Below are 23,203 nucleotides of genomic sequence, written 5' to 3'. Positions count from 1 at the left end.
CTGCGCTGACGGCCGGTCAGCGGGGTGCCGGACCCGGGGCGGAGCGGGTGCGCGCATTCGGTCCCGTTCCGCTTGAGAAACGATCCGCCCACGCCCCTAGACTGTTCCCCAGCAGGTGGCCATCCGCTCGAAAGGCGTGCCCCGTGACCATCGGCAAGTCCCCCGACCGCGAGAACGCGTCGTCCGTCGAACCGACCGACGACGCGGTACAGGCGGCCGATGCCCCGAGCATCGGCCGGGTGCTGTCCGCCGCCCGGATCGACGCGGGACTCACGGTGGACCAGGTGAGTACCGCCACCCGCGTCCGGGTGCCGATCGTCCATGCCATCGAGGAGGACGACTTCGGCCGCTGCGGAGGCGACTTCTACGCCCGCGGGCACATCCGCCTGATCGCCCGCGCCGTCGGCGTGGACGGCGATGAGCTGGTCGCCCGCTACGACGCCGCGCACGGCGGCCCGCCGGACGCCAAGCGCACGGCGAGCCAGCTGATCGACAGCGGCCCGATCAAGGTGCCCGCCCGCGGCCGGCCCAACTGGGCGGCCGCCATGGTCGCCGCGATCGTCGCGGTGGTCGCCCTGATCGGCTTCAACCTGGTCAGCGGCAAGGACGGGCACGGCACCACGGGCTCGGCCAGCGCGCCGCTGCCCAGCGGCTCCGGCACCGGCTCGGTCGCCCCCGCCGCGACGCCGACCGTCCAGCCGCCGGCGCCCGTGCCGAGCGCCGCCGCGATCGCCGCCGTCCCGGCCGACAAGGTCACCGTCAAGCTGGTCGCCGAGGGCACCAGCTGGGTCTCGGCGATGAACAGCAGCGGCAAGTCGCTGTTCCAGAACAACCTCAGCGACGGCCAGGACCAGACCTTCACCGACCCCAAGCAGATCAAGCTGGTGCTGGGCAACGGCGGGGCCGTGCACGCGTACGTCAACGGCAAGGACCTCGGCCTCCTGGGCAAGGACGGCCAGGTGGTGCACGTCACGTACACCCCCGGAGACCCGCAGGCGGGCTGACCACAGGGGCCGGCGGGGCCCGGTGATGATCAGCTGATCCGAGGCGCGCGGCCTCCGGGGCGAACGGCACCGGAGGCCGCGCGTTAATCTTGGGCCTATGCCTGAACGCCGTACTGTCGCCCTTGTCACGCTCGGATGCGCCCGCAACGAGGTGGACTCCGAGGAACTCGCCGGGCGACTGGAGGCCGACGGCTGGTTGCTCGTCGACGACGCCGCCGAAGCCGACGTCGCCGTCGTCAACACCTGCGGCTTCGTCGAAGCCGCCAAGAAGGACTCCGTGGACGCCCTCCTGGAGGCCAACGACCTCAAGGGCCACGGCCGCACCCAGGCCGTCGTGGCGGTCGGCTGCATGGCCGAGCGGTACGGCAAGGAGCTCGCGGACGCGCTGCCCGAGGCCGACGGCGTGCTCGGCTTCGACGACTACGCCGACATCTCCGACCGCCTGCAGACCATCCTCTCCGGCGGCCACCACGCCCCGCACATCCCGCGCGACCGCCGCAAGCTGCTGCCGATCAGCCCCGCCGAGCGGCAGTCCGCCGCCGAGGCCGTCGCGCTGCCCGGCCACGGCGCCGAGGCCGCCGCCGAGCCCATCGCCGACCTGCCCGAGGGCCTCGCCCCGGCCTCCGGCCCGCGCACCCTGCGCAAGCGGCTGGACGACAGCCCCGTCGCCTCGGTCAAGCTCGCCTCCGGCTGCGACCGGCGCTGCTCCTTCTGCGCCATCCCGGCCTTCCGCGGCTCCTTCATCTCCCGCCGCCCCTCCGACGTGCTGAACGAGGCCCGCTGGCTGGCCGAGCAGGGCGTCCGCGAGATCGTCCTGGTCAGCGAGAACAACACCTCGTACGGCAAGGACCTCGGCGACATCCGGCTGCTGGAGACGCTGCTCGGCGAGATCGCCGCGATCGAGGGCGTCGAGCGGGTGCGGGTCTCCTACCTGCAGCCGGCCGAGATGCGCCCGGGCCTGATCGACGCGATGACCGGCACCCCCGACGTGCTGCCCTACTTCGACCTGTCCTTCCAGCACTCGGCGCCGGCCGTGCTGCGCCGGATGCGCCGCTTCGGCTCCACCGACCAGTTCCTGGAGCTGCTCGGCACCATCCGCGACAAGGCCCCGCAGGCCGGCGCCCGGTCCAACTTCATCGTCGGCTTCCCCGGGGAGACCGAGGAGGACTTCGCCGAGCTGGAACGCTTCGTCACGCACGCCGGGCTCGACGCGATCGGCGTCTTCGGCTACTCGGACGAGGACGGCACCGAGGCCGCGACCTACGACGGCAAGCTCCCCGAGGACGTCATCGCCGAGCGGCTGGACCGGCTGAGCCGGCTGGCCGAGGAGATGACCGCCCAGCGGGCCGAGCAGCGGATCGGCACCGAGGTCGAGGTGCTGATCGAGTCGATCGAGGACGGCGTGGTCGAGGGTCGGGCCGCCCACCAGGCGCCGGAGACCGACGGCCTGACCACCCTGGAGGGCGTCGAGGCGCCCGAGGTCGGGCAGTTCTGGCGGGCCAAGGTGGTGGCCAGCGAGGGCGTCGACCTGATCGCCGAGGCGCTGGAGCAGGTGCGACTGCCGAAGGCCCCCGGGGCCGGGACCCCGGGAGCCGGGGAATGACCAAGGGGCCAGCCGCCCCGGCCGCGGCCCACCCGGGCAGACCGGCGGCCGCGGCGCCGCCGACCCCGGGGGTCTGGAACATCGCCAACGTGCTCACGATGGTCCGGGTGCTGCTGGTGCCGGTCTTCGTGGCGCTGCTGTTCGCCGACGGCGGGCACAACCCCAAGTGGCGCTCGGTCGCCTGGGCCGCGTTCGCCATCGCGATGATCACCGACCTGTTCGACGGTGAGCTGGCCCGCCGCAAGGGCCTGGTCACCGACTTCGGGAAGATCGCCGACCCGATCGCGGACAAGGCGATCATGGGCTCCGCGCTGATCGGCCTCTCGCTCCTCGGCGACCTGCCCTGGTGGGTCACCGTGGTGATCCTCGCCCGCGAGCTGGGCATCACGCTGATGCGCTTCTGGGTGATCCGCTACGGCGTTATCCCGGCCAGCCGCGGCGGCAAGCTCAAGACGCTGACGCAGGGCACCGCGGTCGGCATGTACGTCCTGGCGCTGACCGGCTGGCTGGCCACCGGGCGGGCCGTGCTGATGGGGCTGGCGGTGCTGCTGACCGTCGGCACCGCGCTGGACTACGTCGGACAGGCGCTGCGACTGCGCCGCGAGGGCCAGGCCGCGGAGCGCGCGGGCCGTTGAGCGACGGGGGAGAGCCGATGGCGGAGCACGACTACGCGCTGGCCGAGCGGGTGCACGCCGCGCTGCGGGCCGAGGGCGGCACGCTGGCCGTCGCCGAGTCGCTGACCGGCGGTCTGCTGGCCGCCGCGCTGGTGGACGTCCCCGGGGCGTCCGCGACGTTCCGGGGCTCGGTCACGGCGTACGCGACCGAGCTGAAGGCGTCCGTGCTCGGGGTGGACGAGGGCCTGCTGGACGTGTACGGGCCGGTCCACCCGGTGGTGGCCCGGCAGATGGCCGAGGGCGTGCGCGGGCTGCTGGGCGCGACGTACGGGCTCGCGACGACCGGGGTGGCCGGCCCGGAGCCGCAGGACGGACAGCCGGTGGGCACCGTACACCTCGCGGTCGCCGGACCGGGGGGAACTCTGGTCAGTTCGCCCCTGCTGTCGGGCGCGCGTGCCACAATCCGTCACGGGGCGGTGACCGCCGCGCTGGAACTGCTCGTCGGCCGGCTCACAGGATGACGACGGGCCCCGCTCCGGCGGATCTCCACCGAACCGAGATCCGCCGCTCTGGCGCCCGGGCATGACACAGCTGGAGGATCGTGTTACATCCAACGGCCTGGTTGGGCAGAAACCAGGTGGCGAACGAGTTGCGTGACGGTGGCCGGGTGGCCCGCGTCGGGTACCACGAGGGGCCCGCAAACCCGGGTAGGACACCGGAACAAGGAGGGGGACAGCCTTGCAGCCCAGAGTGAACACGACCAGGGTCCCCGCACGCGAAGCGGGCAAGGCGGTACGGTGGGGGCGTGACATCTCGATCCGCAGTCCGAGGAGGGAGGCACCGATGATCCTGCTCCGTCGCCTACTGGGCGATGTACTGCGTCGGCAGCGCCAGCGCCAGGGCCGCACACTCCGCGAGGTGTCGGCGGCCGCCAGGGTTTCGCTCGGGTACCTCTCCGAGGTGGAGCGGGGTCAGAAGGAGGCCTCCTCGGAGCTGCTCTCCGCCATCTGCGACGCACTCGACGTCCGGATGTCCGAGGTCATGCGCGAGGTCAGCGACGAACTGTCGCTCGCCGAACTTGCGGCGATGGCCACCCTCTCCGAAGGTGATCTGCTGAGGCCGGTACTCGAACCGGTTCCGCTGCCCGCCCCCGGCACCGATCGGGCGAACATGTCGCCCAAGGCTGCCGCGATGGACGTGGTCGCCGCCTGATCCCGGCCTCGACTCCCGGGCGTCCGTGCCCGGGGCGAGCGAAGGGAGGGCGGTCGTGCGGAGAGTCGCGATGGTGCGCCCGGTGGCCCGAATACGGGTCCGGGCGCGGTTGTTGCTCCGGGTGCGACGCCGGGTGCGGTGGGTCCTGGCCGTGTCGGCCGCCGCTCTCGTCTGGCTGCCGGTCGTCCACGGCCGGCCGGCCGACGGGGCGGTGCTGGGCCTGCTCGCGGCCGGAGGCTGGGGGCTCGGTCTCATTCCGGTCCACGCCGACCGGGACGCGACCGGACCGGCCACCCGCCGACGCGCGGAGGCGGTACGACCGGTGGAGGCGCAGCCGCCGCCGATCGGGTGAACCGACGTGGCCGAAGGCCGCGGGGTCCTGGACCTCGCGGCCTCCGGTGTGTTCGGGGCGCTGTGCTTCGGGGGCTGTGTTCCGGGGGTTGCCGGGCGTCCGCGGGCGGCGGCTCGGCGGTGCGGGCGGGGGCGGGCTCAGGGGCGCAGGCGCAGTCCGCGCGGGGTGGCGTGGAAGCCGGCCTCCTCCAGGGCGCGGCCGAGCTCCGAGCCGAGGGCGGGCTCGCCGTTCGCCCGCTCCACCGTGACGCTGCCGAGCGCGCCCTCGCGGACGGCGGCGGCCAGCGCTCCGGCCGCGAGCGCCCGGGTGGGCCCGTCCTCCGGCCAGGCCAGCAGGGACTTTCCGCCGCGCTCCACGTACAGCGCCAGCTCGCCGTCCACCAGGACCACCAGGGCGCCCGCCTTGCGGCCCGGGCGGTGCGCCGTGGACTCCTTGCCGCCGGGAGCGGTGGGCGGCTCCGGCCAGGGCAGGGCGGCGCCGTAGGCGTTCGCCGGATCGGCGGCGGCCAGCACCAGCGTCTGGGCCGGCTCGGTGGCCGGGCCGGACGGCCACTCGGTGGCCCGGGCCCGCTCCAGCCGGCCGTTGACCGAGCGCAGCCGGTCGGCCGCGCCCTCCATGGCGAACTGGGCGCCGCCGAGGCCTTCGACGAAATAGCCCCGGCGGGCCTTGCCGCGCTCCTCCATGGCGGCCAGCACCCGGTACACCCCGGCGAAGCCGCCGGGCACCCGTTCGGCCGCCACCGTGCCCCGGGTGAGCAGGCCGTGCCGGTCCAGCAGGCTCTGCGCCTGGGCGGTGGCCCGGACCGTCGGGTCGGCGGCGAAGGCGGGCAGCAGCGACCAGCGCCCGGCCACCGTCGGCGGGCCGCTGCGCAGGGCGCCGCCGGCCCGGCCGAAGGCGCGACCGGCGCCGCCGTAGCGGCCGCGCGGGGTCGCCCGGGGCGCGCGGTGGGCGGTGGCGCCCGCCGTCCGGCCGGAGCCCAGCAGGGCGCGCAGCGGGGCGAGGGTGTCGTTGGTGACGTACCCGGCCCAGACCAGGTCCCACAGGGCCTCGACCACCTCGGGCTCGGCGGTCTCCTCCGGGAGCTGCTGGACGAGCTGGCGGAAGAACAGGCCGTAGCCGCCGGCCAGCGCGGACATCAGCGCGCTGTGCAGCGGGGTGAGCGTGGGCGGGACGGGCTCCGGGCGCAGCAGGTGGGCGTTCTCGGTGAGGTGGAGGCTGAGCCAGCCGTCCTTGCCGGGCAGCGCACCGGCTCCGCACCAGCCGATCTCGCCGGCCGCCATCAGTTCGTCCAGCAGGCCGGGGGAGTAGTCGGCGAGCCGGGCCGGGAGGACCAGCTTCTCCAGGGCGGAGGCGGGCAGCACGGTGCCCTGGAGCTGCTCGACCACCCGCAGCAGGCCGTCCGGGCCGCGCAGCCGGTGTCCGGCCAGGTGCTGCCACTGCGGGAGGAAGGCGGCCAGGGCACGGGGCGGGACGGGCTCGACCTCCTGGCGCAGGGCGGCCAGCGAGCGCCGGCGCAGTCGGCGCAGCACCTCGGCGTCGCACCACTCGGGGGCGGTGTGCCACTCGGGGGTGCGGAGGCCGTCGGGGGCGGGGTGGCCGTCGGGGGCGAGGTGGCCGGCGACCGGCCTGAACTGCCCTTGGACCAGGCGGCCGGCGGCGGTGAGACGGTGCAGGGTGCCGGTGACGACGGCGCTGCCGAGGCCGTAGCGGGCGGCGGCCTCGGCGGCGGTGAACGGCCCGTGGGTGCGGGCGTGGCGGGCGATCAGATCGCCGAGCGGGTCCTTGACCGGCTCGGTGAAGGCCTCGGGGACGCCGACCGGCAGCGGGGTGCCGAGCGCGTCGCGCAGCCGCCCGGCGTCCTCGATCGCGGCCCAGCGCTGCTCGCCGGCGATCCGGACCTGGATCACCCGGCGGGCGGCCTCCAGCTCCAGGGCCCACAGCGGTTCGGCGCCGCGGGCGGTCAACTCGGTCTCGGAGAGCGGGCCGAGCAGGCGCAGGGCGTCCGCGACGCCCTCGACGTCCTTGATCCGGCGCTCGGGGGTGAGGCGCTGGAGCTCGGCCTCCAGCTCGGCGAGCACCCCGGGGTCGAGCAGCTCGCTCAGCTCGGCCTGGCCGAGGAGCTCGGACAGCAGCCGGGAGTCCAGCGAGAGGGCGGCGGCGCGGCGCTCGGCGAGCGGGGAGTCGCCCTCGTAGAGGAACTGGGCGACGTAGCCGAAGAGCAGCGAGCGGGCGAAGGGCGAGGGCTCGGGGGTGGTGACCTCCACCAGGCGGACGGCGCGGGACTCCAGGTCCCCCATCAGCTCGACCAGGCCGGGGACGTCGAAGACGTCCTGCAGGCACTCCCGGACGGCCTCCAGGACGATCGGGAACGAGCCGTACTCGGAGGCGACCTCGAGGAGTTGGGCGGCGCGCTGGCGCTGCTGCCACAGCGGGGTGCGACGGCCGGGGTTGCGGCGGGGGAGCAGCAGGGCGCGGCCGGCGCACTCGCGGAAGCGGGAGGCGAACAGGGCGGAGCCGCCGACCTGGTCGGTGACCAGCTGCTCGATCTCGCCGGGGTCGAACAGCGCGGCGTCGGCGCCCACCGGGGCCTCGTCGGCGCCGGCCGGGGCCTCGTGGGCGCCGGACCCGCGCCCGTCGGCGGGAAACGGGATGCCGTCCGGACCCCGCTGCTCCGGCGGGCTGCCGAAGTCGAAGTCCGGGGAGAACAGGTCGGCGTCGGGGAGGCGGAGCACGATGCCGTCGTCGGCGTGCATGACCTGCGGGTCCAGGCCGTGCTTCTCTCGCAGCCGGGCGCCGAGGGCGAGGGCCCAGGGGGCGTGCACCTGGGCGCCGAAGGGCGAGTGGATGACGATCCGCCAGTCGCCGAGCTCGTCCCGGAACCGTTCGACCACGATGGTGCGGTCGTCCGGGAGGTGGCCGCAGGCGGCGCGCTGCTCGGCGAGGTAGTCGAGCAGGTTGGCCGCGGCCCAGTCGTCCAGGCCGGCCCGCCGCAGGCGCTCGGTGGCGGCCTCGGGCTGCAGGGCGCCCAGCTCGCGGGTGAACGCGCCGAGGGCGCGGCCGAGTTCGAGCGGACGGCCGAGGGAGTCGCCCTTCCAGAACGGGAGCCGGCCCGGGATGCCGGGGGCCGGGGTGACGAGCACCTTGTCGTGGGTGATCTCCTCGATCCGCCAGGAGGTGGTGCCGAGGGTGAACACGTCGCCGACGCGCGACTCGTAGACCATCTCCTCGTCCAGCTCGCCGACCCGGCCGCCGCCCTTCTTCGGGTCGGTGCCCGCGATGAAGACGCCGAACAGGCCGCGGTCGGGGATGGTGCCGCCGGAGGTCACGGCGAGCCGCTGGGCGCCGGGGCGGCCCGTGACGGTGCCGGCCACCCGGTCCCAGACGAGGCGGGGGCGCAGCTCGGCGAAGGCGTCCGAGGGGTAGCGGCCGGCCAGCATGTCGAGCACGGCGTCGAAGGCGGACTGCGGGAGGGTGGCGAAGGGGGCGGCCCGGCGGACCACCGCGAGCAGGTCGTCGACCGGCCAGGAGTCCAGGGCCGTCATCGCGACCAGCTGCTGCGCGAGCACGTCCAGCGGGTTGCGCGGGACGCGCAGCGCCTCGATCCGGCCCTCCCGCATCCGCTCGGTGACCACCGCGGACTGCACGAGGTCCCCCCGGTACTTGGGGAAGAAGACGCCGGTGGAGACGGCGCCGACCTGGTGGCCGGCCCGGCCGACCCGCTGCAGGCCGGACGCGACCGAGGGCGGGGACTCGACCTGGACCACCAGCTCGACGGCGCCCATGTCGATGCCCAGCTCCAGGCTGGAGGTGGCGACCACGGCGGGCAGCCGGCCCGCCTTCAACTCCTCCTCGACCAGGGAGCGCTGCTCCTTGGAGACCGAGCCGTGGTGGGCCCGGGCGATGACCGCGGGAGCGCCCTTGGCGGCGCCCGAGCCGCCCATCAGCTGGGCCGGGGCGTGGGCCTCGGGGGCGGCGGTGCCGGTGGCGCGCTCGTGGGCGATCTCGTTCAGCCGGTTGCACAGGCGCTCGGCCAGGCGGCGGGAGTTGGCGAAGACGATGGTCGAGCGGTGCGCCTCGACCAGGTCGACGATCCGCTCCTCGACGTGCGGCCAGATCGAGGTCTGCCGCTGCGGGTCGCTGCCGGCGGCGCCGCCGGTGGCCGGGGCGGCGGGCAGGTCGTCCAGGTCGGGGACGGGGACGACCACGGAGAGGTCGAAGTCCTTGGCGGCCGGGGGCTGGACCACGACGGCGCCGCGCTGCGGACTGAGGAAGCGGGCCACCTCCTCGACCGGGCGGACCGTCGCGGACAGGCCGATCCGGCGGGCCGGGCGGTCCAGCAGTTCGTCCAGCCGCTCCAGGGTGAGGGCGAGGTGGGCGCCGCGTTTGGTGCCGGCGACGGCGTGCACCTCGTCGAGGATCACCGTGTCCACGCCGCGCAGGGCCTCCCGGGCGGCCGAGGTGAGCAGCAGGAACAGTGACTCGGGGGTGGTGATCAGGATGTCCGGCGGGTGGGTCGTGAAGCGGCGGCGGTCGGCGGCCGGGGTGTCGCCGGAACGGATCGCGACCTGGACCTCCGGCTCGGGCAGGCCCAGGCGGACGGCGGCCTGGCGCAGGCCCGCCAGCGGGGCGCGCAGGTTGCGCTCGACGTCGACGGCGAGGGCCTTGAGCGGGGAGACGTACAGGACCCGGCAGCGGCGCTTGGGCTCGGCGGGGGGCGGGGTGCTGCTGAGCCGGTCCAGGGCGGAGAGGAAGGCGGCGAGCGTCTTGCCGGAGCCGGTGGGGGCGACGACCAGGACGTCCGTCCCCCGGGCGATGGCGCTCCAGGCCTCGGACTGGGCGGTGGTGGGGGCGGAGAAGGCGCCGCTGAACCAGGCCCGGGTGGCGGGGGCGAAGCCGGCCAGGGGGTCGTCGGCGGGCGGGGTCGGGGGGTGGGGCGCCATGCCCCCATGGTGCCCGGTGGGACTGACAAGTGGGGGTGGGACGGGGCTGGGGAGGGTGCGGGGGCGGGGTGGGGGAGGGCGAGGAGGTGGGGTGGGGGAGGGCGAGGAGGTGGGGTGTAGGCCGGGGGGCAGAAACGGCAAATCGCTCATATGGTGATGATTCGGAATCATGATCCATCCGTGACCCACCGGAACGACGAGCGGAGGCCGGGCGATGGCGCAGGGGCACCCGTCGGGCGGACCCGCTCGGCGCCGCCGGGTCTGCGGGCCGGTCCGGGCACTGCTCGCGATGCTGCTCACGGCGCTCGTGGTCGGCGGGGCCGTCCCGTACGTCTCCGGGCCGGGGCGGGCCTACCTCAGCTACCTGGTGCTGGCCGAGCGGGAGGACGCCTCCGGTGCGGACCGGGCCGGGGCGGAGAGCCGGGCGGTGGGCGGACGGGTGGTGCAGGAGTACCCGCAGATCGGGGCCGTGCTGGCGTACGCGACCGGGGGGTTCGCGGACAAGGTGCGGGCCAGGCCCGGGATCGCCGCCGCGGGGGCGACCAGGACCGCGCCGGTGGTGGCACCGCCCCGCGGGGTGGACGGGGCAGGGGACTTCTCGGCGGGAGTGGGCGGGGAGTACTCGGTGGGGCGGGGTGGGAGTGGGGGGACCAACGGGGGTGGGGCGGTGGGGGTGGGCAGGGTGGGGCGGGCGGACGGGGTGGACGGGGGCACGGTGACCGTGCCCGATCCGGGGGAGGGGGGTGCCTGGAACCTGGCCATGGTGGGCGCGGGTGCCGATCGGGCCGGTGATGCGTCCCCGGCTGCGGGCGGAGGTCCGGACCCCGCTGCGCTGCGCCGGGTGCTGGTCGCGGTGCTGGACTCCGGCGTGGACGACACCCATCCGGACCTGCGCACCGCCGTCGATCCGAAGGCCTCCGCCTCCTGCGCCGACGGCCGCCCCGACGCCCGCACCGGCGCCTGGCGGCCCGACCCCGGGGTGGGCGAGAGCGGCCACGGCACCCACGTCGCCGGGATCGTCGGTGCCGCCCGGGACGGGCACGGTGTCACCGGGGTCGCGCCCGGCGTGCGGATCGCCGCCGTCCGGCTGCTCGGACCGCTCGGGCAGTACTACGTGGAGAACATCGTCTGCGGACTGCTCTGGGCCGCCGACCACGGGGCCAAGGCGATCAACAACAGCTACTTCGCCGATCCGTGGAAGTACAACTGCCCCGAGGACAAGGATCAGGCGGCACTGATCACCGCCGTCGACCGGGCCGTCCGGTACGCCCGGAGCAAGGGCGCGGTCGTCGTCGCCTCGGCGGGCAACGACGCGCAGGACCTCGGCGCCCCGCGGAGCGACGAGCGCAGCCCCAACGACCGGGTCTCCGGGCCGGCGCAGATCCGGTACCTGGGCACCGAATGCGTACGGCTGCCCGGGGAACTGCCCGGCGTCGTCACCGTCACCGCCCTCAACCGGGACGGGCACCCGTCCGCGTACTCCAACTACGGGCGGGGGCGGGTCTCGCTGGCGGCCCCGGGCGGGGATCCGGACGGCGGGCCCCAGAACGCGATCGTCTCCGACTGGCCCGGTGGGCAGTACGCGGCCCTGGCCGGGACGTCGATGGCGGCTGCGCACGTGACCGGTGCGGTGGCAGTGGCGGCTGCGGCGCACCCGGACTTCGGGGCCGATGCGTTGGCGGCGCTGCTGGCGAGCTCGGCGGCGGCGGGGTGTCCGGTGGGGCCGTACGGGTGTGGGGAGAGGCAGTATTTCGGGGCGGGGGTGGTGGGGGTGGGGCGGGTGTGAGGTTCCGCTGCGCGGGGCTGGGGGGTGGGTGGGTGCTCTCGGGAGGGTGGGTGCCGGGGCGGCTCCGGGGGTGGCCGCTCCGAGGGGCTGGATGATTTTCAGACTGCCGACTCTGGCCTGCGGGGGTTGGGCGTCGTTGGCAGTCTGAAAATCACCCGCAACGCCCCTCTCCGGGCCACCCCCTGCGCCGCCCCTTCCGCAGCGCGTCCCTCTCGCGGGGGCCGGTGAGGGGTGAGGAGGGGGAGGTGGGTGAGAGGGAGGGAGGTGGGGTGGGGTGGGTGTGGCGGCGGTGGGGGGCTGTGGGTGGGGTGGGGATTGTTGGGGGCTGGGGGTGTGGGGTGGGTCCGGGATACTGGGGGGTATGAGGCTGACGGAGTTCTGGCGACGGATGTACGCGCACTTCGGGGAGGCGTACGCGGAGTCGTTCGCGACCGATCATGTGATGGCCGAGTTGGGTGGGCGGACGGTGCGGCAGGCGTTGGAGGCGGGGTGGGAGGCCAAGGACGTGTGGCGTGTGGTGTGTGAGACCCAGGGGGTTTCGACGCTGCTGAGGTGAGTTCCGTCGCCCCGTATGGGACAGACTGTCGGGGTGACAAGCAGCGCAGAACAGAGGAATTCGGACAGGGTTGAGGGTGCTGAGCGCGCTGGTGGGGGCGGCGCGCTGTGGGGTGGCGGGATGCCGCGGTGGCTGCCGCGGGCGATGGTGCTGTTCCTGGTGCTGGTGGGGGTGTTCCAGCTCGCGGACTGGGCCTTCCGGCAGCTGATCGACCTGTTCGTGATGCTGTTGGTGGCGTTCTTCCTGTCGCTCGCGCTGGAGCCGGCGGTGGACCGGATGGCGGCGCGCGGGGTGCGTCGGGGGGTGGGCACCTTCCTGGTGTTCGTGGCGGTCGGGGTCGCGGTGCTCGGGTTCCTCGCGGCGCTCGGGACGCTGTTGGTCGACCAGGTGGCGAAGATCGCCGAGGACCTGCCGCACCTGGTCGACGGTCTGATCGGGTGGATCAACCGGACCTTCCACCAGGAGCTGTCCCTGGGGGAGTTGCAGAAGAAGCTGCTCAAGGATTCCGGGACCATCGAGAACTACGCCCAGCAGGCCGCCGACAACGTCTGGGGCGTCTCCTCCACCGTGATCGGCGGGCTCTTCCAGACCTTCACGGTCGGGCTGTTCACCTTCTACTTCACCGCCGAGGGGCCGCGGGTGCGCCGGACGGTGTGTTCGCTGCTCCCGCCCGCGAAGCAGGGGGAGGTGCTGCGGGCCTGGGAGATCGCGCTGGCCAAGACCGGCGGGTACCTCTATTCGCGGGCGGTGCTCGCGGTGGTGTCGGCCGCCGGGCACTGGGTGATGTTCGCACTGCTGGACCTGCCGTACTCGGCGGCGCTGGCGATCTGGGTGGGCGTCATGTCGCAGTTCGTGCCGACCATCGGGACGTACCTGGCCGGGGCGCTGCCGGTGCTGGTGGCGCTGACCGTGGCGCCGGTGGACGCGCTCTGGGGGCTGGTCTTCGTGGTGGTCTACCAGCAGGTCGAGAACTACCTGCTGCACCCGAGGATCACCGCGCGGACGGTGGACGTGCACCCGGCGGTGGCCTTCGGCGCGGTGATCGCGGGCGCGGCGCTGCTCGGTGCGGTGGGCGCGCTGATCGCGATCCCGGCGGCGGCGACGCTGCAGGGCTTCGTGGGGACGTACGTGCGGCGGTACGAGGTGACCACCGATCCGCGGATCGACCGGGGGGAGCAGCGCCGGGCGCGGCGGGAGCTGCGGCGGGAGGCGGCGCGGCGGCTGCGGCGGATGGTGGGCGGGGACGGGGAGTGACCGGATGTGCGAGGCTTGAATCGAACAGATGTTCTTTGTACTCTCCGGCGAAGAGTTTTCCACAGGCGGAGCCGGGTCGGGCTCGTTTGTCAGTGGGACGCGCTAGCGTCGATGACGATGAAGCGCACAGCACAGAACCCGAGGGAAAAAGCCATGGCAGGTACGGACCGCGAGAAGGCCCTGGAAACCGCGCTCGCCCAGATCGAGCGGCAGTTCGGCAAGGGCTCGGTGATGCGCCTCGGCGAGAAGGCCAACGAGCCGGTCGAGGTGATCTCCACCGGATCCACCGCTCTGGACGTCGCCCTCGGGGTCGGCGGCATTCCGCGTGGCCGGGTGATCGAGATCTACGGCCCCGAGTCCTCCGGTAAGACGACCCTGACCCTGCATCTGGCCGCCAACGCCCAGAAGGCCGGCGGCACGGTCGCCTTCGTCGACGCGGAGCACGCGCTCGACCCGGAGTACGCCAAGAAGCTCGGCGTGGACACCGACGCCCTGCTGGTCAGCCAGCCGGACACCGGTGAGCAGGCGCTGGAGATCACCGACATGCTGATCCGCTCCGGCGCGATCGACCTGGTGATCATCGACTCGGTCGCGGCGCTCGTCCCGCGCGCCGAGATCGAGGGCGAGATGGGCGACTCGCACGTCGGTCTGCAGGCCCGACTGATGAGCCAGGCGCTGCGCAAGATCGCCGGTGCGCTGAACCAGTCGAACACCACCGCGATCTTCATCAACCAGCTGCGCGAGAAGATCGGCGTGATGTTCGGTTCGCCGGAGACCACGACCGGTGGTCGGGCGCTGAAGTTCTACGCCTCGGTCCGGCTGGACATCCGCCGGATCGAGACGCTGAAGGACGGCACCGAGGCGGTCGGCAACCGCACCCGCGTCAAGGTGGTCAAGAACAAGGTCGCCGCGCCGTTCAAGCAGGCCGAGTTCGACATCCTCTACGGCGTGGGCATCAGCCGCGAGGGCGGCCTGATCGACATGGGCGTCGAGCACGGGTTCATCCGCAAGTCGGGTGCCTGGTACACCTACGAGGGCGACCAGCTCGGCCAGGGCAAGGAGAACGCCCGGAACTTCCTGCGGGACAACCCGCAGCTCGCCGACGAGATCGAGCGGAAGATCAAGGGCAAGCTCGGCATCGGCCCGAAGACCGAGGAGCCCGCGGCCGAGGGCGCGGCGGACGCCGCCGCCGACGGTGCCGCGAAGCCGATCACCGCGACCGTCACCAAGGCGGCTGCGGCGAAGAAGACGGCGGCGGCCAAGGCCTGAGCCGTTGACGCAGGACGACACGGTGGGCGGCGGCCCGGAGGACGACGACTACGGGCCGCCGGACTGGTTCGCCGCAGTGGCGGAGGAGCCGGAGAACGACCGAGCTCCGGCCCGGGTGGCGCGCGGCGCGGCGCCCGGGCCGGTCGTGGAGTGGGAGCAGTCGTCGGCGGAGGCGCTCGGGCTGGTTCCCGCCTCCGAGCTGCCCGCCGGCAGGCGCCGTCGGCGATCGGCCCTGGAGGTCGAGGCGGCCGGTCACGGGGGTGTGGCCGCCTCGACCCCCCGCTCCGCCGACCGCCGGGCCGGTGAGGAGGAGGGCGCTCGGCGTGGCGCCCGGAAGAAGCAGGCCGAGGAACCGGCCGACCCGGAGACCCGCGCCCGGGACATCTGCCTGCGGCTGCTGACCGGCGCCGCCAAGACCCGTAAGCAACTCGCCGACGCCCTGCGCAAGCGGGAGATCCCGGACGACGTCGCCGACGAGGTGCTCACCCGGCTCGAAGAGGTCGGGTTGATCGACGACGCGGCCTTCGCCGCGGCCTGGGTGGAGTCCCGGCACGCCGTCCGGGGGCTGTCCCGGCGGGCGCTGGCCCAGGAACTGCGCACCAAGGGGGTGCCCGCCGAGCTGGTCGAGCCGGCCCTCGCCCAGGTCGACCACGACGACGAGGAGGACGCGGCCCGGGTGCTGGTCGAGCGCAAGCTGCGGTCCACCCGGGGGTTGGACCGGCAGGTCCGTACCCGGCGGCTGGTCGCGATGCTGGCCCGGCGCGGCTACTCCGAGGGGCTGGCGTTCCGGGTGGTGCGCGCCGCGCTGGACGAGGAGCCGGGGGAACCGCCGGGGAGTGAGTGACCTCCGCCGTCAGCTGGGGGAGTCGACCTGTTCGGGGGCGGGTTCGGGGGCCGGGGTGAGGGTGGCCGGCCCGCCGCGGGCGTGGTCCGCCAGGGCGAGGAGGTCCTCGGCGACGGCGCCCTGGGTGACGCCGACCAGGTGGCCGTCGGGGCGGATCAGCAGGACGGTGTGCGGGCCGGCACCCGGGTAGTCCTCGGTGACCAGGACCTCGGCGGGGACGGGCAGGGCGGCGGCGACCTCGGCGAGCCGGGGCATCAGACCGGCGCCGAGCCAGTGCTCGGACGACCAGACGGCGGTGCCGGGCGCGACCAGCAGCAGCAGGAAGGTGGCGCCGAGCCGGGCGTGCAGGTGGTCCGGGGTGCCGTCGGTGGCGAGCACCGGGAGGTCCGGGACGAGCACGCCCGGGGCGGTGGCGGGCAGCAGTTCGCTGAGCGAGGTCGCGCCGCGCGCGCCGCGCTGCACCGGGACCCGGCCGGGGACCCCGGAGGGGGCCGCCGGGTAGGCGGGCGCGCCGCCGAAGCGGCCGGTGCCGAGCTGGCCGTCGGCGAGCAACGGGGCGTGCTTGCGGAAGCCGCCGACCAGCAGGGAGCGCCGGGTCTGCTGCCAGCCGCGCAGCGGGCGCAGCAGGGGCATGGCCTGGTCGACGGCGCGCAGCCGGGCGCCGACCGCGCCGCGCCGTTCGGCCTCGTAGCCGTCCAGCAGCGAGCCGCCGGGCTGCGGGCCGCCGGCGTGGAGGTGCCAGGCGAGGGCGAGCCGCCAGGCGAGGTTGTCGGCGTCGCGCAGCCCGTCGGCGAGGTTCTGCATGCCGAGCGCGCCGTGCAGGTGGGCGGCGTCGCCGGCCAGGAAGCAGCGGCCGACCCGGAACCGGGCGGCGAGGCGCTGCTGGGCGGTGTGGTCGGCGGCGGCGAGCAGTTCGAAGCGCGGGAGTTCGCCGCACCAGCCGGTGAGGGTGGAGGTGACCCGGGTGAGCAGGGTGTCGCCGGTGACGATGCCCGGCCAGGTGGCGTGCGGGTCGACCGTCTCGGTGGGGGCGGGGCGGCCCGGGGGCAGCCGCCAGTCGAGCCGCCAGACGCCGTCCGGCAGCGGACGGGCGGAGGCCTCGCGGTCGCCGCGCCACGGGGGCTCGCGGTGCAGCCGGGCGCCGTCGAAGGGCAGGTCGACCCGGACGGTGGCGATGGCGTTGCGGTCGACCGCGGGGCGGCCGGGGAAGCGGATCTTCAGCAGCTTGCGGACGGTGGATCTCGCGCCGTCGCAGCCGACCAGGTGGCTGCCGCGCCACCAGGTGGCGGAGCCGTCCTGGGTGCCCACGGTGCGGACGCTGACGCCGTCCCGGTCCTGTTCGAGCTCCCGGACCCGGTGGAGCGGGACCAGCTTGATCAGCGGGGTGCCGGTCAGGGCGTCGCGCAGGCCGCGCTGGAGGCGGTGCTGGGGGAGGTGGAAGGTGGGCGACTCGGTGAGGTCGATCCGCAGGACCTCCTGGCGGCGGCGCCAGATGGCGAAGGAGTCCCACAGGGCGGAGTCCGAGACCGCCCGGGCGTAGCCGATCCGGGTCAGGAAGGCGGTGGTGTCGGCGCCGAGGACGAGGCTGCGGGGGCCCTCGGGGCAGAGTCCGGAGCCCTCGTCGAGGACGACGGTGGGCACCTCGTGCCGGGCCAGGGCGAGGGCCAGGGCCAGACCGACCGGTCCGGCCCCGACCACGATCACCGGGTCCATGCGGGGACCTCCGGGCACGAACCGGCCGATCGGCCGGCGTCAGTTACCGCTGCCGCATATGCCGCGTGGATGCTCCCGGGAGGTGTCACGAAGAGCAATGCAACAGTTCACCTGCGTGTCCGTCAAGCAGCAGCTGATGTGCGCCGGTTCGCGCCGCGACGGCCGCGTGCTTCGATCCAGCGCGCGAGCGCGGTCAGCAGCAGGCACATGGCGATGTAGATCGGGCCGATCACGAGCACCACCGGGATGTAGGGGAAGCCCGCGGCGTTCAACGGCTGGCTGGCGATCTTCTTGCCCATGAACAGCAGCTCGTTGTAGGTGATGATGTACCCGAGCGAGGTGTCCTTGAGGGTGACGACCAGCTGGCCGATCATCGAGGGCAGCATCGAGCGGACGGCCTGCGGCACCAGGATGCCGCTCATCACCTGGGTCTTGCGCATGCCGAGGGCGTACGCCGCCTCGCCCTGGCCCCGCGGGACGGCGTTGACGCCGCTGCGGATGATCTCCGCCTGGACCGAGCCGTTGTAGAGGGTGAGCCCGAGGACCAGGGCCCACATCGGCTCCTTGGCGAAGAACGCGTAGTAGAGCGCGACGATCAGGATCAGCAGCGGCATCGCCCGGAAGAACTGGACGAAGCCGACGCAGAGCCAGCGGACCGGCCGGTGGTCGGAGAGCTGTCCGGCGGCCAGCAGCGCGCCGAGGGTCAGCGAGAACGCCGCCGCGAGGCCGAAGGCCTTCAGGGTGGCGAGCAGGCCGTCCAGGATCATCTGCTGGACGGTGTTGTACTGGAACGCGTCCCACATCTCCGCGTCGAACTGGCCGTTGTCGGCGAGCGCGGTGACGGCGTACCAGAGCAGGCCGGCGACGCCGATCAGCGAGAGCACGCCGAACACGCGGTAGCGGGCCCGGGCCCGGGGGCCGGGGGTGTCGTAGAGGACGCTCGCCGTCGCGGGGCGGTTGAGGACGTTCATCGGGCCACCGCCAGTCGGGATTCCAGGAAGCGGAAGAACGTGGCGACCGTCGCGCTGATCAGCAGGTAGGCGCAGGCCACCCAGAAGAAGATCGCGAAGATCGAGTAGCCGCGCTCGGAGAAGGTCTGCTGGGCGCTGTACAGCTCGGGGACGCTGAAGGCGCCGGCGATCGCCGAGTTCCTCGGGAGGGCGATGAACACGCTGCTCATGGGGGCCAGGACGGTGCGGCCGGCCTGCGGCAGGACGACCAGGGTGAGGGTCTGGCCGAAGGTCATGCCCAGGCTGCGGGCGGCCTCCGCCTGGCCGAGCGGCACGGTGTTGACGCCGGAGCGGATCACCTCGCAGACGAACGAGGCGGTGTACCCGCCGAGCGCCAGCACCGCGAAGACCAGATGGCTGAAGTGCACGCCCAGCGGCGGCAGGCCGAAGGTGACGGCGAAGAACAGCAGGGTCAGCGGGGTGTTGCGGAAGAGCGTCACCCAGGTGGTGCCGAAAGCGCGCAGGACCGGCACCGGGGAGACCCGGAAGGCCGCCAGCAGGGTGCCCAGCAGCAGGGCGAGCAGTGCGCTGAGGGCGCTCAGCTCGATCGTCTGCAGGAAGCCGTCGCGGAACAACGCGAAGTTGTCGTCCTCGAACAGGAACCCCATCCGGCGGCCCTCCTCTCAATCAGGGTCGGGAACGTGTCGTGCGGCGGACGGATCAGTAGCGGTCGAGGGCCGGGACGTCGGGCGCGGGGGAGCCGGAGGCGCCGAGGGTGGCGTCGTAGGCCTTCTTCCAGTCGCCGTTGTCCTCGTGGGCCTTCAGGGCGTCGCTGATGGCGTTGCGCAGCACCGCGTCGTCCTTGTTGAGGCCGACGCCGTAGTTCTCCTTGGTGAAGGGCTTGCCGACGACCTTGAGCTTGCCGGCGTACTTGGAGGCGTAGCCCTTGAGGATGGCGTCGTCGGTGGTGACGGCGTCGACCTCGCCGGAGAGCAGCTTCTCGACGCAGGCCGAGTAGGTGTCGAACTGCGTGATCTTCGGGCTGTACTGCTGGATGTTCTTGATCGAGGTCGAGCCGGTGGCGGTGCAGACGTTCTTGCCGTTGACGCTCTCCGGGCCGGTGATCGAGGTGTTGTCCTGCTTGACGAGGAGGTCCTGGCCGGCGATGTAGTACGGGCCCGCGAAGGAGACGGTCTTCTTGCGCTCGTCGTTGATGCTGTAGGTGCCGACGTAGAAGTCGATCTGGCCCTTGGCGATGGCGGGCTCGCGCTGCGAGGAGACCAGGGTCTGCCACTTGATCTGCTGCGGGGTGAAGCCGAGGTCGGCCGCGATCATCTTGGCGATCTCGATGTCGAAGCCGCTGCGGTCGCCGCTGGCGACGTCCTCCCAGCCGAGGTTCGGCTGGTCGGCCTTGGCGCCGATGATCAGCTGGCCGCGCTTCTTGGCCTCGGCGATGATCGGGGAGTCGACCTTGGCGTCGGTCTTGACCGTGTAGGTCGGGAGCTTGGGGGCGTTGCTCGCGCTGGCGGCGGCGCCGGGAGTGCCGTCCTTGCCGCAGGCGGCGGTGGCGGTGAGCGCGACGGCACAGAGCGCGACGGCGAGGGTGCGGGAAGTCCTCATGAGGGTTGTTCTCCTGGGGCCGGGCCGCGGTGTCAACCGGGCTCTGACGTCTGGAAGTTGTGCGCGGGCAGGGCTGACCGGCACCGTTGCCGGAGGCGGCCCCGCGTGGTCTCGAAGCGTCGGTGGGGCGTCAGTGGTGCAGGATCTTCGAGAGGAAGTCCTTGGCACGGTCCGAGCGCGGCGCGGTGAAGAAGGCGTCCGGGGTGTTCTGCTCGACGATCCTGCCGTCGGCCATGAACAGCACGCGGTTGGCGGCGGAGCGGGCGAAGCCCATCTCGTGGGTGACCACGACCATGGTCATGCCGTCCGCGGCGAGCTGGCGCATGACCTCCAGCACCTCGTTGACCATCTCCGGGTCGAGCGCCGAGGTGGGCTCGTCGAAGAGCATCACCTTCGGCTTCATCGCCAGCGCGCGGGCGATCGCCACGCGCTGCTGCTGGCCGCCGGAGAGCTGGGCCGGGAACTTGCCCGCCTGCGCGCCGACGCCGACGCGCTCCAGCAGCTCGCGGGCGGTCCGCTCGGCCTGCGGGCGGGGCACCTTGCGCACCTTGACCTGGCCGATGACCACGTTCTCCAGCACGGTCTTGTGCGCGAACAGGTTGAAGCTCTGGAACACCATGCCGACCTCGGCGCGCAGCCGGGCCAGCTCCTTGCCCTCGGCGGGCACCGGCCGGCCGTCGATGGTGATGCTGCCGGAGTCGACGGTCTCCAGCCGGTTGATCGTCCGGCACAGCGTGGACTTGCCCGAGCCGGACGGGCCGATCAGCACGACCACCTCGCCCTGGGCGATCTCCAGATCGATGTCCTGCAGGACGTGCAGCGCGCCGTAGTGCTTGTTGACCTTGCTCAGCACGACCAGCGGGGCGGCTGCGGGGGTGGAGTCCTGGACCGGGCTCTCGGTCATCGCGCCTGCTCCCTCGGTATCGGATCGTGCCCCCGGGGAGTCTCAACTCCCTTGGGGGACAATGGTGGTGCTGATCCGGGAGCCGCGACCGGCGGAGCCGCAGCCCCCGGTGGGCCGACCATAGGAGCCGTGACGGCACGCCGTCAGCCGATCTGAGCGGAACTTGAGGATCACGAAACGGCCACACGGCGGGCGCGCGCTGTTCGCACGGATGCCGACGGGGCATGTCACAGCGGGGATCCGCCCCGGTGCTCCCCGTCCCCCACGGGCCCGGTGCGCGGTCGAACCTGGCGCCGGGCCGCCCACTGGCCCATACTGCGCAGGACCGGGACCTGACCGATCGGTCCGGTTCCCACCGGTGATCGCGTGGGGGAAGGAGGAGGACAGGATGCGACTGCTGCTCGTCGAGGACGACGAACGCGTGGCCGCCGCGCTGGTCGCGGTGCTGGGCCGGCACGGCTTCCAGGTCAGGCACGCCCGCAGCGGGCACGAGGCGCTGGACGCCCTGGTGCCGGACGGCAACGAGCCGTACCGGGTGGTGCTGCTCGACCTCGGGCTGCCCGATCGCGACGGCTTCGAGGTGTGCAGCCGGATCAGGGCCGGCAGCGGCGTGCCGGTGATCATGGTCACCGCCCGCGCCGACGTCCGCTCCCGGATCCACGGCCTCAACCTGGGCGCCGACGACTACGTCACCAAGCCGTACGACATGGGCGAGCTGCTCGCCCGCATCCACGCCGTGGCCCGCCGCGGCGCCGTCCCCTCCTCGGTGTCGGTGCCCACGCCCGACGCCGTACCGCAGCAGCGCGGCCCGCTGGAGTCCCGCGGCATCCGGATCGACCGCGAGCGCCGGCGGGTCAGCGTGGACGGCCGCGACGTGCCGCTCACCCGCAAGGAGTTCGACCTGCTCGCCCTGCTCGCGCAGAGCCCCGGCGTGGTCTACCGGCGCGAGCAGATCTTCAGCGAGGTCTGGCGCAGCGGCTGGGAGGGCAACGGACGCACCCTGGAGGTGCACATCGGCTCGCTGCGCAACAAGCTGGCGCTGCCCGGCCTGGTCGAGGCCGTCCGCGGCGTCGGCTACCGCCTGATCCCCGAGTCCCCGGCGCCCGCGGCCGCGGACCCGGCCCCGAACACCCCCGCGGAGCACTGACCGCACGTGCGCACCCGCCTGCTCGGCATCCTGATCGCCCTCATGCTCTGCGTCCTGGCCGCCCTGGGGCTGCCGCTCGCGGCGGCGGTCGCGGCGGCCGAGCAGAGCAAGGTGGTCGTCGACCGGCTCGACGACGCCGCCCGCTTCGCCCAGGACCTGCCCACCTCCGGCGCCAACGACGCCGCCCGCAAGGGCGAGCCCGAGCCCGCCCCCGGCGACCTCAGCCGGCAGCACTCGATCGACGCCGAGGTCCGCCGCTACTACGACCTGTACGGGCTGCGCCTGGGCATCTTCCAGCGCGACGGCCTGCCGATCGCCGCCGCCCCCGCGAACTGGCGGGTGCCCACCACCGGCTGGGGCGCCCAGGCCTTCCAGGAGGCGCTGGACGGGCGGCGCAGCCACAACCCGCCGCAGGTCTGGCCGTGGACCCCGGACCGGACGATCACCGTCGCCGCCCCGGTGGTGCGCGACGGCGACGTGGTCGCGGTGGTGCTGAGCGAGTCCCCGACCGGGCCGCTGCGCACCCGGGTGCTGCACAAGTGGATGGTGCTCGTCGCCGGCGAGGCCGCCGCGATGATCGTCGCCGTGCTGCTCGCCGTCCGGCTCACCGAGTGGGTGCTGCGCCCGGTGCGCACCCTGGACCGGGCCACCCACGACATCGCCACCGGCCGGATGGCCGCCCGGGTCGCCCCTGGCGGCGGACCGCCCGAACTGCAGAGGCTGGCACGCTCGTTCAACGAGATGGCGGACCACGTGGTGCTCGCCATGGACCAGCAGAAAGCCTTCGTCGCGGACGCCTCGCACCAGCTGCGCAACCCCCTCTCGGCCCTGCTGCTGCGGGTCGAGGTGCTCGGCCTGGAACTGCCCGAGGGCCACGAGGAGGAGCTCAGCGGCGTACGGGAGGAGGGCGCCCGGCTGGCCCGGGTGCTGGACGACCTGCTCGGGCTGGCCACCGCCGAGCACGCCCGCCCCGAACCGGAGCGCACCGACCTCGCCGCGCTCACCCTGGCCCGGATGGACGCCTGGCGGCCGGTCGCCGAACAGCGCGGCATAGACCTGCGCTGGGACGGCCCGGCGCTGGCGATCGGCATGGCCGACCCGATCGGCTTCGGCTCGGCGCTGGACGCCGTGCTGGACAACGCGCTCAAGTTCGGGCCGGCCGGCAGCGAGGTGCGGGTGCGGGTCGCGGTGCGCCGGGACGAGGTCGCGGTGACCGTCACCGACGCCGGGCCCGGGCTCACCGAGGACGAGCTGTCCCGGGCGGGGGACCGGTTCTGGCGCAGCCCGCGGCACCAGAACGTGGACGGCTCCGGGCTGGGCCTGTCGATCGCCCGCACCCTGCTGGCGGCCGGCGGCGGCTCGCTCGGCTTCGCGCCGGTCCAGCCGACCGGGCTCGCGGTGACGCTGGCGGTGCCGCGCCCGGAGCGCTGACGGC

The 23,203-nt window shown here is 73.8% G+C and carries 19 protein-coding genes; 13 read left to right on the top strand and 6 right to left on the bottom strand.

What is annotated here, in order from left to right:
* Positions 1–143 precede the first annotated feature (143 nt).
* The 6 genes from ACZ6Y7_RS31325 (at position 144) to ACZ6Y7_RS31300 (ending at position 4,785) form a co-directional block, all read left to right on the top strand.
* On the top strand, positions 144–1,004 hold the full coding sequence (locus ACZ6Y7_RS31325; RefSeq protein ID WP_465761316.1) for a helix-turn-helix domain-containing protein: 861 nt from the start codon (positions 144–146) through the stop codon (positions 1,002–1,004).
* 97 nt (positions 1,005–1,101) lie between these two features.
* Positions 1,102–2,607 (top strand): 30S ribosomal protein S12 methylthiotransferase RimO, encoded by a 1,506-nt coding sequence (rimO, locus tag ACZ6Y7_RS31320; RefSeq protein WP_465761315.1) that lies wholly within the window; start codon positions 1,102–1,104, stop codon positions 2,605–2,607.
* Positions 2,604–3,242 carry a CDP-diacylglycerol--glycerol-3-phosphate 3-phosphatidyltransferase gene (gene pgsA / locus ACZ6Y7_RS31315; protein ID WP_465761314.1) on the top strand — a complete coding sequence of 213 codons (639 nt, stop codon included), beginning with the start codon at positions 2,604–2,606 and terminating at the stop codon, positions 3,240–3,242. Before rimO ends, pgsA begins: the two co-directional genes overlap by 4 nt.
* 17 nt (positions 3,243–3,259) lie before the next feature.
* Positions 3,260–3,742, top strand: a complete 483-nt coding sequence (locus ACZ6Y7_RS31310) for a CinA family protein (protein ID WP_465761313.1) — start codon at positions 3,260–3,262, stop codon at positions 3,740–3,742.
* Between the two features lie 322 nt (positions 3,743–4,064).
* A complete protein-coding gene (locus ACZ6Y7_RS31305) occupies positions 4,065–4,433 on the top strand; it encodes a helix-turn-helix domain-containing protein (RefSeq protein WP_049660741.1) in 369 nt (122 codons plus the stop codon).
* Between the two features lie 82 nt (positions 4,434–4,515).
* A complete protein-coding gene (locus ACZ6Y7_RS31300) occupies positions 4,516–4,785 on the top strand; it encodes a hypothetical protein (RefSeq protein WP_465761312.1) in 270 nt (89 codons plus the stop codon).
* Positions 4,786–4,922: 137 nt separating this feature from the next.
* Here ACZ6Y7_RS31300 and ACZ6Y7_RS31295 read toward each other — a convergent pair whose 3' ends face one another.
* Positions 4,923–9,725 (bottom strand): DEAD/DEAH box helicase, encoded by a 4,803-nt coding sequence (locus ACZ6Y7_RS31295; protein WP_465761311.1) that lies wholly within the window; start codon positions 9,723–9,725, stop codon positions 4,923–4,925.
* A gap of 214 nt (positions 9,726–9,939) precedes the next feature.
* Here ACZ6Y7_RS31295 and ACZ6Y7_RS31290 point away from each other — a divergent pair, with 214 nt between their 5' ends.
* The 5 genes from ACZ6Y7_RS31290 (at position 9,940) to recX (ending at position 15,434) form a co-directional block, all read left to right on the top strand.
* Positions 9,940–11,511 (top strand): S8 family serine peptidase, encoded by a 1,572-nt coding sequence (locus ACZ6Y7_RS31290; RefSeq protein ID WP_465761310.1) that lies wholly within the window; start codon positions 9,940–9,942, stop codon positions 11,509–11,511.
* 361 nt (positions 11,512–11,872) lie between these two features.
* Positions 11,873–12,067, top strand: a complete 195-nt coding sequence (locus ACZ6Y7_RS31285) for a DUF3046 domain-containing protein (RefSeq protein ID WP_402223376.1) — start codon at positions 11,873–11,875, stop codon at positions 12,065–12,067.
* Positions 12,068–12,187: 120 nt separating this feature from the next.
* Positions 12,188–13,321, top strand: coding sequence for an AI-2E family transporter (locus ACZ6Y7_RS31280; RefSeq protein WP_465761309.1), 1,134 nt, complete (start codon positions 12,188–12,190; stop codon positions 13,319–13,321).
* A gap of 153 nt (positions 13,322–13,474) precedes the next feature.
* Positions 13,475–14,590 carry a recombinase RecA gene (gene recA / locus ACZ6Y7_RS31275; RefSeq protein ID WP_402223373.1) on the top strand — a complete coding sequence of 372 codons (1,116 nt, stop codon included), beginning with the start codon at positions 13,475–13,477 and terminating at the stop codon, positions 14,588–14,590.
* Positions 14,591–14,594: 4 nt separating this feature from the next.
* Complete coding sequence (recX, locus tag ACZ6Y7_RS31270; RefSeq protein WP_465761308.1) at positions 14,595–15,434, top strand: recombination regulator RecX; 840 nt, start codon at positions 14,595–14,597, stop codon at positions 15,432–15,434.
* A gap of 9 nt (positions 15,435–15,443) precedes the next feature.
* Here the strand turns inward: recX and ACZ6Y7_RS31265 are convergent, their stop codons facing one another.
* The 5 genes from ACZ6Y7_RS31265 to ACZ6Y7_RS31245 all read right to left on the bottom strand — a co-directional run bounded on the left by ACZ6Y7_RS31265 (position 15,444) and on the right by ACZ6Y7_RS31245 (position 20,621).
* Positions 15,444–17,147 carry an FAD-dependent monooxygenase gene (locus ACZ6Y7_RS31265; protein ID WP_465761307.1) on the bottom strand — a complete coding sequence of 568 codons (1,704 nt, stop codon included), beginning with the start codon at positions 17,145–17,147 and terminating at the stop codon, positions 15,444–15,446.
* A gap of 122 nt (positions 17,148–17,269) precedes the next feature.
* Positions 17,270–18,118 (bottom strand): amino acid ABC transporter permease, encoded by an 849-nt coding sequence (locus tag ACZ6Y7_RS31260; RefSeq protein ID WP_465761306.1) that lies wholly within the window; start codon positions 18,116–18,118, stop codon positions 17,270–17,272.
* Positions 18,115–18,765, bottom strand: coding sequence for an amino acid ABC transporter permease (locus ACZ6Y7_RS31255; RefSeq protein WP_465761305.1), 651 nt, complete (start codon positions 18,763–18,765; stop codon positions 18,115–18,117). Before ACZ6Y7_RS31255 ends, ACZ6Y7_RS31260 begins: the two co-directional genes overlap by 4 nt.
* A 52-nt stretch (positions 18,766–18,817) precedes the next feature.
* Positions 18,818–19,717, bottom strand: coding sequence for a glutamate ABC transporter substrate-binding protein (locus ACZ6Y7_RS31250; protein WP_465761304.1), 900 nt, complete (start codon positions 19,715–19,717; stop codon positions 18,818–18,820).
* A 130-nt stretch (positions 19,718–19,847) separates the two neighbouring features.
* On the bottom strand, positions 19,848–20,621 hold the full coding sequence (locus tag ACZ6Y7_RS31245) for an amino acid ABC transporter ATP-binding protein (protein WP_465761303.1): 774 nt from the start codon (positions 20,619–20,621) through the stop codon (positions 19,848–19,850).
* Between the two features lie 388 nt (positions 20,622–21,009).
* On the opposite strand from ACZ6Y7_RS31245, the gene ACZ6Y7_RS31240 reads away from it, so the two are divergent.
* Entirely contained in the window at positions 21,010–21,768 is a 759-nt protein-coding gene (locus tag ACZ6Y7_RS31240) for a response regulator transcription factor (RefSeq protein ID WP_465761302.1), read from the top strand.
* A 6-nt stretch (positions 21,769–21,774) separates the two neighbouring features.
* On the top strand, positions 21,775–23,199 hold the full coding sequence (locus tag ACZ6Y7_RS31235; protein WP_465761301.1) for a sensor histidine kinase: 1,425 nt from the start codon (positions 21,775–21,777) through the stop codon (positions 23,197–23,199).
* Positions 23,200–23,203: the final 4 nt, after the last annotated feature.

It is taken from the genome of Kitasatospora sp. NPDC053308, assembly GCF_055585785.1.
Note: the sequence above shows the minus strand (reverse complement) of the source record. Positions and strands in the feature narration are given on the sequence as shown.